A 14,800-nucleotide genomic window follows, 5' to 3' on the forward strand; every position below is an offset into this window, starting at 1 on the left:
CCTTTCGGGGACCGGGGCAGGGGGCTGAGATGCTGTGCACGCTCGACATTCGTGACATGCTGCTGATCGACCGGCTGCAGCTTGACTTCGGCGCGGGTCTGAATGTGCTCACCGGCGAGACCGGGGCGGGCAAGTCGATCCTGCTCGATTGTCTGGGCTTCGTGCTGGGCTGGCGCGGCCGGGCAGAGCTGGTGCGGGCGGGGGCCGCGCAGGGCGAGGTGGTCGCGGTCTTCGAGCTGCCCGCGGGCCATCCGGCGCGTGCGGTTCTGGAAGATGCGGGGATCCCGGCCGAAGACGAGCTGATCCTGCGCCGGGTGAATGCGCGCGATGGCCGCAAGACCGCCTTCATCAACGACCGCCGGGCAAGCGGCGAGGTGCTGCGCGCGGTCTCCGAGACCCTGGTCGAGCTGCACGGGCAACAGGATGATGGCGGGCTGCTGAACGCCCGCGGCCACCGCGCCGCGCTCGATGCCTTTGCCGGTCACGACGATCTTCTGGCGGCGGTCCGGGCGGCCTGGGCGGCACGGGCGGCGGCGACAAAACGGCTTGCCGAGGCCGAAGCGGCGCTGGCCGCGGTCAAGGGCGAGGAGGATTTCCTGCGTCATGCCGTGGCGGAACTCGACAAGCTCGCCCCCGTCGCGGGCGAAGAGGCCGAGCTGGACACCCGCCGCCGTCTGATGCAGGCGGCCGAACGCATCCGCGCCGATGTGCTGCGCGCGCATCAGATCCTTGGCCCCGAGGGCGCCGAGGGGGCGATGCGCGACGCCGACCGCTGGCTTGCGGGCGCGGCCGACAAGGCCGAGGGGTCGCTGGACGGCGCGATGGCCTCGCTCGAACGGGCGCTGATCGAGCTGGGCGAAGCGGTCTCGGGGATCGAGGCGGCGCTGCAGGCGATGGCCTTCGATCCGCGCGCGCTGGAGGCCTGCGAGGAGCGGCTTTTCGCGCTGCGGGCGGCGGCGCGCAAACATGGCACGACCCCCGATGATCTGGCGGAGCTGAGCGGCAAGCTTTCGGCCCGTCTTGCCGCGCTTGATGCGGGCGAAGAGGGGATCTCCCGGCTGACGGCCGATGTCGCGGCGACCGAGACGGCCTTTGGCGCGGCGGCGGCGCGGCTTTCAGCGGCGCGGGCCGAGGCGGCGGGGCGGCTTGATGCGGCGATGGCGGCAGAACTGGCGCCGCTGAAGCTGGAACGGGCTGTTTTCGCGACGAAAATCACCCGCGGCGAGGCGGGGCCCGAGGGCTGGGACACGGTCGCCTTCACCGTGGCGACGAACCCGGGGGCGCCTGCGGGTCCCTTGGACAAGATCGCTTCGGGCGGGGAGCTGTCGCGCTTTGTTCTGGCGCTGAAAGTGGTGCTGGCCAGGGGCGCCGATGCGCTGGTGCTGATCTTCGACGAGATCGACCGCGGGGTTGGCGGCGCCACCGCCGATGCGGTCGGGCGGCGGCTGGCGCAGCTGTCGGAAACCGCGCAGGTTCTGGTCGTCACCCACAGCCCGCAGGTCGCCGCGCGCGGATCGCATCATTTCCGCGTCGCGAAATCGGTGGCCGACGGCATGACCACCTCGCGCGTCGAGGCGCTGCCGCCGCCCGAGCGGGTGGATGAGATCGCCCGGATGATTTCGGGCGCCGAGGTGACCGACGCCGCCCGGGCCGCGGCGCAATCGCTTCTGCACGGCTGAGGCAGGGGGGCGCTGCCCCCCGTCCCTGCGGGACTCCCCCCGGGATATTTCTGGCAAGATAAAAGGGCAGGGGCTGTCCCCCCCTGCCTTACGATTCCACCACGAATTGCGCGGTGACGATCTGCCAATCCTCGGGGCCGAGGCGTTCGAGCGTGGCACACAGCACGGCGCCGATCCGGCCCGCATCCTGCCCGGCCTCGTCCACCAGACCCGAAAGCACGAAGCGTTGCATCAGCACTGTCACCGCGCTGCCGATCGGGCGCAGCCGGGTGCGGCCGGTCACCAGCCGCGCGCGCTGAAAGGCGCCGGCGAATTCGCCCGCCATCAATTCCGCGATCGCCGCCCGCCCCTGCGCCGCGCCGCCGGTGAGGCTGAGGAGTTCGCCATCCTCGACGAAGAGCTGCGACAGCCCCAGCGCGTCGCGCGCCCCCCACAGCACGGCAAAGGTCCGCGGCAGCTCTGCCGGTTGGCTCAGGCTCACGGCATCTCTCCGTCTTGCGGCACCAGCTTGCCGGGGTTGAGGATGTTCAAGGGATCAAGCGCCGCCTTGATCGCCCCCATCACCGCCCAGGCCTGCCCGTGTTCCTCGGCCATCATCGCGCGCTTGCCCAGCCCGATGCCATGTTCGCCGGTGATCGTGCCGCCCATCGCCAGCGCCATCGCGGCCAGATCATGCGCGACCGTTTTCGCCGTCGCCAGTTCCGCCGGGTTCTCGCGGTCCAAAAGCAGGATGGCGTGGAAATTGCCGTCGCCGACATGGCCCAGGATCGGCCCGGTCAGCCCCGCCGCGGCAATCAGCGCCCGCGCTTGCGCCACCGCCTCGGCCAGCCGCGAGATCGGCACGCAGACATCGGTGACAAGCCCCATGCAGCCCGGCCGCGAGGCGATGCAGGCCGAATAGGCGCCGTGCCGCATCTTCCAGAGCCGGTTGCGCTCCTCGGTCGTCGTCGCCCATTGGAAATCGGCGCCGCCCATCTCGGCCACCACCTCGCCGAAACGCTCCGAGGCCTCGGCCACGCCTGCGTCCGAACCGTGGAACTCGATCATCAGATGCGGCGTCTCGGGCAGGGCGGTGCCGTTCATCTTGTTGAAGATGCGCGCGATCTCTTCGTCGACGAATTCGATCCGCGCCACTTCGATGCCCAGCTGGATGACATGCTGCACGGTTTCCACCGCCGCCTCGAAGCGCTCGAAGGCGCAGACCGCCGAGGAGACCGCCTCGGGCTGGCCATGCAGCCGCAGCGTCAGTTCGGTGATCAGCCCGAGCGTGCCTTCCGATCCCAGCATCAGCGCCGTCAGATCATAGCCCGACGCCGATTTCGCCGCGCCCGAGCCGGTGCGGATCACCCGCCCGTCGGCCAGAACCACGCTCAGCCCCGCCACATTGTCCCGCATCGAGCCGTAACGCACCGTCGTCGTTCCGCTCGCCCGGGTCGCCGCCATCCCGCCCAGCGACGCATTCGCCCCCGGATCGACCGGGAAGAACAGCCCCGTCGCACGCAGATCGGCATTCAGCGCCTCGCGGGTGATGCCGGGCTGGACCCGCACCAGACGATCCTCGGCGCGGACTTCCAGCACCCGGTTCATCCGGCTGAAATCGACGACGATGCCGCCCGCAACCGCCAAAGCATGGCCCTCAAGCGAGGTTCCCGCCCCCCAGCCGACCAGCGGCACCCGATGCGCGGCGCAAATTTTCGTGAGGGCCGCGACCTCTTCGGTCGTTTCGGGGAAGACCACTGCCTCGGGCGGGGTCAGGGGGAACCAGGTCTCGGATTGGCCGTGGGTTTCGCAATCTGTCCTTTTTTTGCTGATCCGATTGCCGAAAATTACCTGCGCCTCTTGCCAGAATGTCGCGTCCGCCATGTGCCCCTCCCGGTGTTGACCCGTCTTAAGCGGATCGGCGCCGTCCCGAAAGGGGCGAAAAACCGCAGCAACAGGCGTTGAACAATATCTCTCGCGGATGCACCAATCCGCTCGGACAGGAGACAGCCGCAGAGTCGCGGCGATGGAGGGAGTCCGCGATGATTTTCGAAAGCCGCATGTATCACGAAATCGAGCCGGGAATGAGCGCAGAGCTGCGCCGGCTTTGCACCGCCGATGATATCTATGCCTTCGTCGCTGCCTCGGGGAACCACAACCCGATGCACCTCGAGCATGTTGACGAAGACGGGCAAAAGGAAAAGCCGCTGGCGCCGGGGCTGTTCGTGGCCGCGCTGATTTCCTCGCTTCTGGGCTCGATCCTTCCCGGGCCGGGCACGCGCTACCGCGAGCAGCAGCTGGCCTTCCATGATTACGTGACCGCGGGCGAGGAGCTGGTGGCCAAGGTCACCGTCACGGGCAAGGAGCCCGAGGGGGTGATTGCGCTCGCCACCGAGGTGCGGCGGGTCGAGGGCGGCGCGCTGATCTGTTCGGGCACGGCGCGGGTTCTGGCGCCCAAGACCTATATCCGTTACGAGGAAATCGACGCCCCCGGGCTGATCGTGCAGCGCCATCGCCATTTCGAGGCGCTTTTGGAAAAGGCCGAGGCGCTGCCGGAACTGGCGACGGCGGTGGTCTGCCCCGAGGAGCAATCGGCGCTGGAAGGGGCGCTGATCGCGGCCGAGCGCGGGCTGATCAAGCCGATCCTGATCGGCAATCCGGCAAAGATCGAGGCGGCGGCAAAGGCGCTGTCGAAATCGCTCTCGGGCTTCGAGATCGTCGAGATGCTGAGCCATCGCGAGGCCGCCCGCGCGGCGGTCGAGCTGGTGCGCGCGGGCCGCGCCCAGTCGATCATGAAGGGGCATCTGCACACCGATGACCTGCTGCGGCCGATGCTCGACAAGGAAAAGGGGCTGCGGATCGGGCGGCGCTTCACCCATGTCTTCGTGATGGACGTGCCCGGTGTCAGCCATCCGCTGCTGGTCACCGATGCGGCGATCAACATTGCCCCCGATCTGGCGACCAAGGTCGACATCGTGCAAAACGCCATAGATCTGGCGATTTCGCTCGGCATGGAGACGCCGAAGGTCGGCGTGCTGAGCGCGGTCGAAACGGTGAACCCGGCGATGCCGAGCTCGATCGATGCGGCGCTTTTGTCGAAAATGGCGGAGCGCGGGCAGATCAAGGGCGGGGTGGTCGACGGGCCGCTTGCGATGGACAATGCGGTCGATATCGGGGCGGCGCGCACCAAGGGGCTGCGCGGGCCGGTGGCCGGTCATGCCGATGTGCTGGTGGTGCCGGGGATCGACGCGGGCAACATGCTGGCCAAGCAGCTGGCCTATATTTCCCACGCCGAGGCCGCGGGCGTCGTGCTGGGCGCGCGGGTGCCGGTGATCCTCAATTCGCGCTCTGACAGCGCGATGGCGCGGCTGGCCTCGGCGGCTGTCGCCTCGATCCACTGGAACCGGATCGGCGGGGGGAATGCCTGATGACGCGTGCGATTCTGACGCTGAACGCCGGGTCGTCCTCGCTGAAACTGGGGCTTTTCGACGAGGCGCTGGCGCCCCTCGCCACCGCCCATGTCGACCGGCTGGGCGCGCCCGAGGGCTCGTTGAACCTGAAGGATGCCGAGGGCAAGGCCATGCCGGTGCCGCATCTGGGGCCGGATGATTTCGCCACCCATACGCTCGCGCTGCGCTCGGCCTTGGGGGCGTTTCGCACCGACATGCCGGAACTCGAGATCGTGGCGATCGGGCATCGGATCGTGCATGGCGGCACCGCGCACGCCGAGCCGGAAAAGGTCACCGACGTGCTGATGGACCACCTGGAACGGCTGAACCCGTTCGCGCCGCTGCACCAGCCGCACAACCTGGCGGGCGTGCGCGCGGCGATCGAGGCCTTTCCGGGCGTGCCCAATGTCGCCTGTTTCGACACGGCGTTCCATCGCGGCCATCCCTTTGTCGACGACACCTATGCGCTGCCGCGGCACTATTACGAAAAGGGCGTGCGGCGCTATGGCTTCCACGGGCTGAGCTACACCTATATCGATGGCGTTCTGGCGGCCGAGGAACCGGAACTGCGCGCGGGCCGGGTGGTGATTGCGCATCTGGGCTCGGGCGCCTCGATCTGCGCCGTGCACAATGGCCAGTCGATCTCCTGCACCATGGGCTTCTCGACGCTGTCGGGCCTGCCGATGGGCACGCGCGCCGGGGAACTGGACGCGGGCGTGGTGCTTTACCTGATGGATCAGGAAAAGATGAATGCCGAGGACATCACCGAGCTTTTGTTCAAGCGCTCTGGGCTGATCGGGATGTCGGGGGTGTCGAATGACATGCGCACGCTTGAAGCCTCGAAGAGCCCGCATGCCGCGGAAGCGATCGACTATTTCTGCCACCGGGTGAAGCGCGAGATCGCCTCGCTGGCGGCGGCGATGGGCGGGATGGATGCGCTCGTCTTCTGCGGCGGTGTGGGCGAGAATTCCTCGCATGTGCGCGCGGCGGTCTGCGAGGGGCTCGATTGGGCCGGGATCACGCTCGACCAGACGGCGAACCTGGCGCATGCGCGCGAGATCTCGACGGGCCGCGTCGCGGTGCGGGTGATCCCGACGAACGAGGAAGTGGTGATCGCGCGGGCGGCCAAGGACGCGCTGCATATCTGAGCAACGCGGGGGGCGCTGCCCCCCGGTCCCTTCGGGACTCCCCCCGGGATATTTGAGGCAAGATAAAAGCAGGCCCTTTAGGCTTTTTCCCTTTACCTTGCTGCAAATATCCCGGGGGGTGAGGCCGCAAGGCCGAGGGGGGCAGAGCCCCCCCTTTTGCGTTCAGAGTGGCGCGCAGGCCGCGACAAGCCAATCGCGCGCGGCGGCCCCTACCAGCGGGCCGATCCGGGCCAGAACGCCCGCGTGATAGCTGTCGATCCAGGCGCGTTCGGGCTGCGAAAGCATCTCGACGACGATCAGGCGGCGGTCGATCGGCACCCAGGTCAGGGTCTCGAAGCACAGATGGTCGCGGTTGTCGCCCAGTTTCGGCGCCTCGGTGACAAGGATCAGGTTCTCGATCCGGATCCCCCACTGGCCTTCGCGGTAATGGCCGGGTTCGTTCGACAGGATCATGCCGGGGGCAAGGGGGACATCGGAAATCCGCGAGATCCGCGCCGGGCCTTCGTGCACGCAAAGCGCCGCGCCGACGCCATGGCCGGTGCCGTGGTCGTAATCCATCCCCGCAGACCAGAGCGCCACCCGCGCCAGCGCGTCCAGATCCCGCCCGGCCAGGCCGCGCGGAAAGCGGGCGCGGGAAATCGCGATCATGCCCTGCAGCACCCGGGTAAAGGCCTCGGCCGCGCCCTCGGGCACGGGGCCGACCGCAAGGGTGCGGGTGATGTCGGTGGTGCCATCCGGGTATTGCGCGCCAGAGTCGATCAGCAGCAACTCGCCGGGGCTGACGCGGCGGTTCGTCGCCTCGGTCACGCGGTAATGCACGATGGCGCCGTTCGGCCCGGCGCCGCAGATCGTGTCGAAGCTGATGTCCACGAGTTGCCCCGTGGCGCGGCGGTGCTGTTCCAGCTGCGTGACCACGTCGATTTCGGTCAGATTGCCCTTGGGCGCTTCGGTGTCGAGCCAGGCGAGGAATTCCACCAGTGCCGCGCCGTCGCGCAGATGGGCGGCGCGCATCCCCGCGGCTTCCGCGGCGGTCTTGCGGGCCTTGGGGGCGATGCAGGGATCTTCGGCCCAGAGCACCGGGGTTCCGGCCTCTTCCAGCGCGCGGCCGACCTGATGCGGGGCCGAGGCGGGATCGACCTGCACCGGGCCGGGCAGGCTGCGCAGCCCCGCGGCAAAGGCGGAAACCGGGCGCAAGGTCACCTCGTTGCCCAGATGGGCGCGGATCTCGGGCGGGAATTTCGCGGCCTCGGCGTAAAGCGTCAGATGGCCATTGGCCTGCAGCACGGCAAAGGCCTGCACCACCGGGTTGCGGGGAATGTCGGCGCCGCGGATGTTCAAGAGCCACGAAATGCTGTCGGGCAGGGTCAGCACCGCCGCCTGCGCGCCCTGTTTTGCCAGCCCGGCGGCCAGACGGCCGCGCTTCTCGGCGCTGCTTTCCCCCGCGAAGTCAAGCGGATGCACCCGCGCGGTTGCGGTCGGCGGGGCCGGGCGGTCGGTCCAGATCGCGTCGATCAGGTTCGCCGTCTCGACCAGTTCGATCGCCGATCCGTCCAGCGCGCGGCGCAGGTCCTCGACCTCCTTGCGGCTGTGCAGCCAGGGATCGAAGCCGATCCGCCCGCCCGCGGGCAGGTGCTCCAGCAGCCAGGGTCCGGCCTTGACCTCGGGCCAGGGGACGGGGGTGAAGGCCCCCAGATCGACCTCGGATTTCACCTGCACCCGGTAGCGGCCGTCGATGAAGACCCCCGCCACCTCGGGCAGCACGATGCAGAACCCGGCCGAGCCGGTGAAGCCGGTCAGCCAGCCCAGCCGCGCATCGCAATCGGCGACATATTCGCCCTGATGCGCATCGGCGCGGGGGATCAGGAAGCCGGTCAGCCCCTCCGAGGCGATCGCCTGACGCAAAAGCGCCAGCCGGGCCGGGCCATGCGCAGGCGTCGAGCGGCTGGTGAAATCCTGAAACATGCCCGCTTACCCCGTCTTTTTCATCCCCAGCACCCGCGCCCGCGCCCGCGGATCGCTGTCGAAAAGCGCCGCCAGCTGTTCGGTCATCGCGCCCGCCAGCTGCTCGACATCGGTGATGGTGACGGCGCGCGAATAATAGCGCGTCACGTCATGGCCGATGCCGATCGCCAGAAGTTCGACCGCGCGGCGGCGTTCCACCATGGCGATCACGTCGCGCAGGTGTTTTTCCAGATAGATCGCGGGGTTGACCGAAAGCGTCGAATCATCGACCGGGGCGCCGTCGGAAATCACCATCAGGATTTTCCGCGCCTCGGGCCGCGCCATCGACCGCTTCCACGCCCATTCCAGCGCCTCGCCGTCGATGTTTTCCTTCAGCAGGCCTTCCTTCATCATCAGGCCCAGATTGGACCGCACCCGCCGCCAGGGCGCATCGGCGGATTTGTAGATGATGTGGCGCAGGTCATTGAGCCGCCCCGGCCCCTGCTTGCGCCCCTCGGCCAGCCATTTCTCGCGGCTTTGGCCGCCCTTCCAGGCGCGGGTGGTGAAGCCCAGGATCTCGACCTTGACCGAGCAGCGTTCGAGCGTCCGCGCCAGCACGTCGGCGCAGATCGCGGCAATGGAAATCGGGCGGCCCCGCATCGAGCCCGAATTGTCCAGAAGCAGCGTCACGCAGGTGTCGCGGAATTCGGTGTCTTTCTCGATCTTGAAGGACAGCGGCGTCGTCGGGTTTGCCACGACGCGGGCAAGGCGGCCAGCATCGAGCGTGCCTTCCTCGCGGTCGAATTCCCAGCTGCGGTTCTGCTGCGCCTGCAGCCGCCGTTGCAGCTTGTTCGCCAGCCGCGCGACGGCGCCTTTCAGCGGTTCGAGCTGCGTGTCAAGGTAAGCGCGCAGCCGTTCCAGTTCCGCCGGTTCCGCCAGATCCTCGGCGCGGATTTCCTCGTCGAAGTCGGTGGTGAAGACGGTGTAATTCGGATCGGCATTCGAATGCGGCGCGGGCGGCGGCGGTTCGGGCGGCGCATCGGCCTGCGGCATGTCGAGCTCGTCGCCGCTCTCGTCCTCGGCGAGATCGTCCTGGCTGACGGTGGTTTGCCGCTGATCCTGCTGCTGTTCCTGACTTTGCTCGGGGCTGGCCTCGCCGTCGTCGTCCTGCTGCTCTGCCTCCGAGCGGTTGTCCTGATCCGCTTCCGGGTCTTCCTCGCTCTCCTGATCGGCCTCGTCGTTTTGCTGCGCGTCGGGATCTTCGCCGAGCTGATCGCCGTAACCCAGATCGGCAATCACCTTGCGCGCAAGACGTGCAAAGGCCGCCTGATCGGCCAGAGCCGCCTCGATGCCCTGAAACTCCTCGCCCGCCTGATCCTCAAGAAAGCCGCGCCAGAGGTCGAGCACATGGTTCGCGGCCTGCGGCAGTTTCCGCCCCGTCGCCATTTCGCGCACCAGATAGCCCGCGGCCACCGCAAGCGGCGCCTCGGCCTGGGTGCGGATCTGGCCATAGCCCTTGCGCTCGGCCTCATGGCCGATCTTGAAGTCGATATTGGTCAGCGTGCCGGGCATGTCGCGCGCGCCCAAAGCCTCGCAGCGGGCGGTTTCCATCGCCTCGTAAAGCGATTTCGCCATGTCGCCCGAGGGCGCATAGCGGGCGGCCACGGCGGTATCGTGGTGACGCTGGCGCAGGGCCAAAGCATCGCCGGTGCCGCGCGCCATCATGATCTCGTCGCGCGTCATCCGGCGCGAGACCTGCGGCAGGCGCATCTGATCGCCCGCCACACCGGGCGGATCGACGCTGAAACTGACGCTCAGTTCGGGTGCATCGGCCAAGGTCCGGGTGGCCTCGGCCAGGGCCTTCTTGAACGGATCGGCGGGGTTGTCAGTGGGCTTCGTCATCGCCCCCCCTTAGCGCCCCGCGATGACGGCGGCGCTTTCGGGCAGTTCCTCGTCGAACAGACGCTGGTAGAACTCGGCCACGGTGGCGCGTTCGAGTTCGTCGCATTTGTTCAGGAAGGTCAGCCGGAAAGCATAGCCCACGTTGCGGAAGATATCGGCGTTCTGCGCCCAGGCGATGACGGTGCGGGGCGACATCACGGTCGAGAGGTTCCCGGCCATGAAGGCGGTCCGGGTCAGATCGGCCACGGTCACCATCTGGTTGATCACCTTGCGGCCCTTGTCGGTGTTGTAATGCGGCACTTTCGAGAGGACGATCGCGGCCTCGGCGTCGTGGGACAGATAGTTCAGCGTCGCGACAAGCGACCAGCGGTCCATCTGGCCCTGGTTGATCTGCTGCGTGCCGTGATAAAGCCCGGTCGTGTCGCCCAGACCCACGGTGTTCGCCGTCGCGAACAGCCGGAAATAGGGGTTCGGGGTGATCACTTCGTTCTGGTCGAGCAGCGTCAGTTTCCCGTCGGCTTCCAGAACGCGCTGGATCACGAACATCACATCGGCGCGGCCGGCGTCGTATTCATCGAACACAATCGCGGTCGGGTTGCGCAGCGCCCAGGGCAGAATCCCCTCGTGGAAGACCGTGACCTGCTTGCCGTCAACGAGCTTGATCGCATCCTTGCCGATCAGGTCGATCCGGCTCACGTGGCTGTCAAGGTTCACCCGCACGCAGGGCCAGTTCAACCGCGCCGCCACCTGTTCGATATGGGTCGATTTGCCGGTGCCGTGATAGCCCTGAATCATCACGCGGCGGTTGTAGGCAAAGCCTGCCAGAATCGCCATCGTGGTGTCGGGGTCGAATTTGTAGGTCGGGTCAAGGTCCGGCACCCGGTCGGTGCGTTCGGCAAAGGCCTTCACCTTCATGTCGCTGTCGATCCCGAAGACTTCGCGCAGATCGATCTCTTCGGTGGGCTTGGCGGTCTGGTCGAGCATCTTCGGTCCTCTTCGTGCACTCGTTGTTTTGTGGCCGATGGGGCAGGGCTGCGCAAGAGGCGGATTGTGCCCCGGACAAGGCCGGGGGGGCTTTGTCGAACCGGGGTGAAGGCGGCGTTCACCCCTTCGTTGCTTGACCTGCCGCGCGCAAGGCGTATCTGTCGCGGCCAAAACGAGGTGCGCCATGCAGCTTTACGACTACAAGGTGGTTCCCGCGCCGGTGCGGGGCGAAAAGGATCGCGGCGGGAAAACCGGGGCCGAGCGCTTTGCCCTGGCCCTGGGCGAGGTGATGAACGAGCTTGCGCGCGAGGGCTGGGAATATTGGCGCGCCGAGACGCTGCCCGCCGAGGAACGCGCGGGGCTGGCCTCGAAGGTGACGGTGGTTCACCATCTGCTGGTGTTCCGCCGCGCGCTGGCCCGGGCCGAAGCCGACGAAAGCGCGGCGGAAGACGAAACCGGCCTGACCTTTTCGACGGAACGGCGCGGCAGGCTGACCGCCTTCGCCCCCGAGGGCCGCGCGCCGCGGCTTGGCCCGGCGGCGGACGAGAGCTTCTGAGCCGGAACCTTCGTCAATCTTCCCGCTTGCCCTTGGCTTGGCCGGGAAATCCTCTATCCTCTGGCACCCGAGTCGGCGAGCGGACCCAGAAGCCGCGCCGAAACCCTGACCGCGCCCAGCTTGCGGACGTGATTTGCGAGGCCCCATGAGCAAGACCGACCCTTTCGGCTTCAACATTTCTGCCGCGGCCGACAAGAAAAGTCGGACCAAGGGCAAGCGCGGCATGTCCGGCGCCTTCGAAACCTCGACGCGGCAATGCGATCACCCCGATTGCAAGGAGCCGGGCCAGTATCGCGCGCCGAAAAGCCCGAAGGTGCTTGATGACTATTTCTGGTTCTGCAAGGACCATGTGCGGGAATACAACCTGCGCTGGAACTATTTTCAGGGCCAGTCGGACGAGGAATTCCAGCAGTTTCTGGACAATGCCAATGTCTGGGAACGGCCGACGAAGCCCTTTGGTCGCTCGAAAGAGGAAAAGGGCTGGGCGCGGCATGGCATCACCGACCCGATGGAGCTTCTGGGCGCCAATGCGACGCAGAACCCGGGGCGGACCGTGGTGGGCCGCAAGCTGCCGCCGACCGAGCGGCGCGCGCTTGAGCTGCTCGATGCCAAGGACACGATGACGAAGACCGAGATCCGCGGCTGCTACAAGGCGCTGATCAAGGTGCTGCACCCCGACATGAATGGCGGCGACCGCAGCCAGGAGGAGATGCTGCAGCAGGTGGTCTGGGCCTGGGACCAGATCAAGGACAGCCGCAACTTCAAATGAGGCCCCCGTCGCGGGCGGGACAGGGGGGCGCTGCCCCCCTCTTTTGGCTTCGCCAAAATTCACCCCCCGGGATATTTGGGGCAAGGTGAAAGCAGGCCGCTTTGCCCTTTCATCTTGCCCCAAATATCCCGGGGGGAGTCCGCTTGCGGACGGGGGGCAGCGCCCCCCCTTTCTTATGCTTTGGCGGCCTTCACCTGCGCCCGGCGCTGGTGCAGCACCGGCTCGGTATAGCCCGAGGACTGGATCCGGGCGAGGAAGACCAGATCGCAGGCGGCCTGGAACGCCAGCCCGTCGAAATTCGGGGCCATCGGCTGATAGGCCGGATCGCCCGCATTCTGCCGGTCGACCACGGCCGCCATCTTGCGGAAGGCCTTCATCACCTGCGGCTCGCCGACGATGCCGTGATGCAGCCAGTTCGCCAGCGCCTGAGAGCTGATCCGCAACGTCGCGCGGTCTTCCATCAGGCCGGTGTCGTGAATGTCGGGCACCTTGGAACAGCCGATGCCCTGATCGACCCAGCGCACCACATAGCCCAGAATCCCCTGCGCGTTGTTTTCGATTTCGGCGGTGATCTCGGCCTCGGAATAGGTGCGCCCGACGGCAAGCGGGATCGTCAGCAGATCAAACAGCCGCAGCGGTCGTTGCAGCTGTGCGATCTCGCGTTGCCGCGCCTTCACGTCGACGCGGTGGTAATGCGTCGCATGCAGCGTGGCGGCGGTGGGCGAGGGCACCCAGGCGCAATTCGCCCCGGCCATCGGATGGGCGATCTTTTGCGCCAGCATCTCGGCCATGTTGTCGGGCGCGGCCCACATCCCCTTGCCGATCTGCGCCTTGCCCGGCAACCCGCAGCGCAGGCCGATATCGACGTTGCGATCCTCGTAAGCGGAAATCCAGGGCTGCGATTTCATCTCGGCCTTGGTCACCATCGGCCCGGCTTCCATCGAGGTGAAAATCTCGTCCCCGGTCCGGTCCAGAAAGCCCGAGTTGATGAAGGCCAGCCGATCCCTGGCGGCGCGGATGCATTCCTTGAGGTTGGCCGAGGTGCGGCGTTCCTCGTCCATGATGCCCAGTTTCACCGTATTGGCGGGCAGGCCCAGAACTTCCTCGACATGGGCGAAGCTGGCGCAGGTGAAGGCGACTTCCTCGGGGCCGTGCAGCTTCGGCTTGACCACATAGACCGAGCCGGTGGCGGAATTGGCGCCGCGCTTCAGGTCATGGAGCGCGCAAAGCGTGGTCACCATCGCATCCATCAGCCCCTCGGGCGCCTCGGCGCCGCTGCGGGTCAGGATCGCGGGGGTGGTCATCAGGGGCCCGACATTGCGCACGAGCATCAGCGCCCGGCCCTTGAGCGTGACCGGGCCACCCGCGGGCGCGGTGAAGGTCAGATCGGGGGCAAGGGCGCGGGGGAAGCTGCGCCCGCCCTTGGTCACCGTTTCGGTCAGATCGCCGCGCATCAGGCCCAGCCAGTTGCGATAGGCCAGAACCTTGTCGGCGGCATCGACGGTGGCCACCGAATCCTCGCAATCCATGATCGAGGACAGCGCCGATTCGAGCACCAGATCGGCCAGCCCCAGCGGATCGGTGGCACCGATCGGATGGCCGCGGTCAAGCTTCAGGATCAGATGCAAGCCGTTGTTGCGCAAAAGGATTTCGGTGGGCGCCTCGGGGGCGCCGCGACTGCCCGCGAATTGGGCGGGGTCCCTCAGCCCGGTTTCTTCGCCCGCCACTTCGGCGAACAGACCGCCGTCTTGCAGCCAAAGCCGCGTGGCTTGCGCCCAGGACCCGGCCACCAGCGGGCAGGCGGCATCCAGAAAGTCCTTGGCCCAGGCGATCACCTTGGCGCCGCGGACCGGGTCATAGCCGGGCGCGGCGGGCGGCGTTCCCAGCGCATCGGTGCCGTAAAGCGCGTCATAAAGGCTGCCCCAGCGCGCATTCGCGGCATTGAGCGCATAGCGCGCATTGGTGATCGGCACGACCAGCTGCGGGCCGCAGACCCGGGCGATCTCGGGATCGGTCGGGCCGGTCTCGATGCTGAAATCGGCGCCCTCGGGCACCAGATAGCCGATCTCTTCCAGAAAGGCGCGATAGGCGGTGGCGTCATGGCCCTGCGTGCGGTGTTGCAGGTGCCAGGCGTCGATCTGCGCCTGCAGCTGGTCGCGCTTGTCCAGCAGCGCCCGGTTCTGCGGCCCGAACGCATGGATCAGCGCCGAAAACCCCGCCCAGAATCGCGCCGGATCGACCCCGGTGCCGGGCAGCGCCTCCGTTTCGATGAAGGTCGCCAGTTCGGCCGCAACCTGCAGCCCCTCGCGTTCCACGCGTTCCGTCATCGGCTCCTCCCAAGCTTTGGCCGGTATCTTGGCCCTGATGCCGCCCCTGTCCAGCGAAATTCGCAT

The 14,800-nt window shown here is 67.4% G+C and carries 11 protein-coding genes; 5 read left to right on the forward strand and 6 right to left on the reverse strand.

Going from position 1 to position 14,800, the window contains the following annotated elements; genetic code table 11:
* The first annotated feature begins 29 nt into the window (after positions 1-29).
* Positions 30-1,679: a DNA repair protein RecN gene (gene recN, locus RCAP_RS04155; protein ID WP_013066573.1), complete on the forward strand. Its 1,650-nt coding sequence runs from the start codon at positions 30-32 to the stop codon at positions 1,677-1,679.
* 88 nt (positions 1,680-1,767) lie between these two features.
* Here the strand turns inward: recN and RCAP_RS04160 are convergent, their stop codons facing one another.
* Both RCAP_RS04160 and RCAP_RS04165 read right to left on the reverse strand, forming a co-directional pair.
* Complete coding sequence (locus RCAP_RS04160; RefSeq protein WP_013066574.1) at positions 1,768-2,160, reverse strand: nuclear transport factor 2 family protein; 393 nt, start codon at positions 2,158-2,160, stop codon at positions 1,768-1,770.
* The gene (locus RCAP_RS04165) at positions 2,157-3,542 is read right to left on the reverse strand and encodes an FAD-binding oxidoreductase (protein ID WP_013066575.1); all 1,386 of its coding nucleotides are present in this window, start codon (positions 3,540-3,542) and stop codon (positions 2,157-2,159) included. Before RCAP_RS04165 ends, RCAP_RS04160 begins: the two co-directional genes overlap by 4 nt.
* 158 nt (positions 3,543-3,700) lie before the next feature.
* On the opposite strand from RCAP_RS04165, the gene RCAP_RS04170 reads away from it, so the two are divergent.
* A complete protein-coding gene (locus RCAP_RS04170; RefSeq protein ID WP_013066576.1) occupies positions 3,701-5,086 on the forward strand; it encodes a bifunctional enoyl-CoA hydratase/phosphate acetyltransferase in 1,386 nt (461 codons plus the stop codon).
* Positions 5,086-6,255, forward strand: coding sequence for an acetate/propionate family kinase (locus RCAP_RS04175; protein ID WP_013066577.1), 1,170 nt, complete (start codon positions 5,086-5,088; stop codon positions 6,253-6,255). Before RCAP_RS04170 ends, RCAP_RS04175 begins: the two co-directional genes overlap by 1 nt.
* Positions 6,256-6,417: 162 nt before the next feature.
* On the opposite strand, the gene RCAP_RS04180 is transcribed toward RCAP_RS04175, so the two are convergent.
* Genes RCAP_RS04180 through cobS form a run of 3 tightly spaced genes read right to left on the reverse strand, consistent with a single transcriptional unit; the run spans position 6,418 to position 11,082 of the window.
* Positions 6,418-8,217 carry an aminopeptidase P family protein gene (locus tag RCAP_RS04180; protein ID WP_013066578.1) on the reverse strand — a complete coding sequence of 600 codons (1,800 nt, stop codon included), beginning with the start codon at positions 8,215-8,217 and terminating at the stop codon, positions 6,418-6,420.
* A gap of 6 nt (positions 8,218-8,223) precedes the next feature.
* Positions 8,224-10,098, reverse strand: a complete 1,875-nt coding sequence (cobT, locus tag RCAP_RS04185) for a cobaltochelatase subunit CobT (protein WP_013066579.1) — start codon at positions 10,096-10,098, stop codon at positions 8,224-8,226.
* 9 nt (positions 10,099-10,107) lie between these two features.
* On the reverse strand, positions 10,108-11,082 hold the full coding sequence (gene cobS, locus RCAP_RS04190; protein ID WP_013066580.1) for a cobaltochelatase subunit CobS: 975 nt from the start codon (positions 11,080-11,082) through the stop codon (positions 10,108-10,110).
* Positions 11,083-11,266: 184 nt separating this feature from the next.
* Here cobS and RCAP_RS04195 point away from each other — a divergent pair, with 184 nt between their 5' ends.
* Both RCAP_RS04195 and RCAP_RS04200 read left to right on the forward strand, forming a co-directional pair.
* On the forward strand, positions 11,267-11,638 hold the full coding sequence (locus tag RCAP_RS04195) for a hypothetical protein (protein ID WP_013066581.1): 372 nt from the start codon (positions 11,267-11,269) through the stop codon (positions 11,636-11,638).
* Positions 11,639-11,783: 145 nt separating this feature from the next.
* A complete protein-coding gene (locus tag RCAP_RS04200; protein WP_013066582.1) occupies positions 11,784-12,407 on the forward strand; it encodes a J domain-containing protein in 624 nt (207 codons plus the stop codon).
* 173 nt (positions 12,408-12,580) lie between these two features.
* Here RCAP_RS04200 and RCAP_RS04205 read toward each other — a convergent pair whose 3' ends face one another.
* Positions 12,581-14,734 carry a malate synthase G gene (locus tag RCAP_RS04205; RefSeq protein ID WP_013066583.1) on the reverse strand — a complete coding sequence of 718 codons (2,154 nt, stop codon included), beginning with the start codon at positions 14,732-14,734 and terminating at the stop codon, positions 12,581-12,583.
* Positions 14,735-14,800 lie beyond the last annotated feature (66 nt).

This window comes from Rhodobacter capsulatus SB 1003 (assembly GCF_000021865.1).
In the GTDB taxonomy this organism is placed as follows: Bacteria; Pseudomonadota; Alphaproteobacteria; order Rhodobacterales; family Rhodobacteraceae; genus Rhodobacter; species Rhodobacter capsulatus_B.

Excerpts from the sequence above, each read along its gene's own strand:
- RCAP_RS04180 (WP_013066578.1), bottom strand. The coding sequence starts at position 8,217 with ATGTTTCAGGATTTCACCAGCCGCTCGACGCCTGCGCATGGCCCGGCC.
- cobS (WP_013066580.1), bottom strand. The coding sequence starts at position 11,082 with ATGCTCGACCAGACCGCCAAGCCCACCGAAGAGATCGATCTGCGCGAA.
- RCAP_RS04170 (WP_013066576.1), top strand. The coding sequence starts at position 3,701 with ATGATTTTCGAAAGCCGCATGTATCACGAAATCGAGCCGGGAATGAGC.
- RCAP_RS04205 (WP_013066583.1), bottom strand. The coding sequence starts at position 14,734 with ATGACGGAACGCGTGGAACGCGAGGGGCTGCAGGTTGCGGCCGAACTG.
- recN (WP_013066573.1), top strand. The coding sequence starts at position 30 with ATGCTGTGCACGCTCGACATTCGTGACATGCTGCTGATCGACCGGCTG.
- RCAP_RS04165 (WP_013066575.1), bottom strand. The coding sequence starts at position 3,542 with ATGGCGGACGCGACATTCTGGCAAGAGGCGCAGGTAATTTTCGGCAAT.
- RCAP_RS04200 (WP_013066582.1), top strand. The coding sequence starts at position 11,784 with ATGAGCAAGACCGACCCTTTCGGCTTCAACATTTCTGCCGCGGCCGAC.
- cobT (WP_013066579.1), bottom strand. The coding sequence starts at position 10,098 with ATGACGAAGCCCACTGACAACCCCGCCGATCCGTTCAAGAAGGCCCTG.
- RCAP_RS04195 (WP_013066581.1), top strand. The coding sequence starts at position 11,267 with ATGCAGCTTTACGACTACAAGGTGGTTCCCGCGCCGGTGCGGGGCGAA.
- RCAP_RS04175 (WP_013066577.1), top strand. The coding sequence starts at position 5,086 with ATGACGCGTGCGATTCTGACGCTGAACGCCGGGTCGTCCTCGCTGAAA.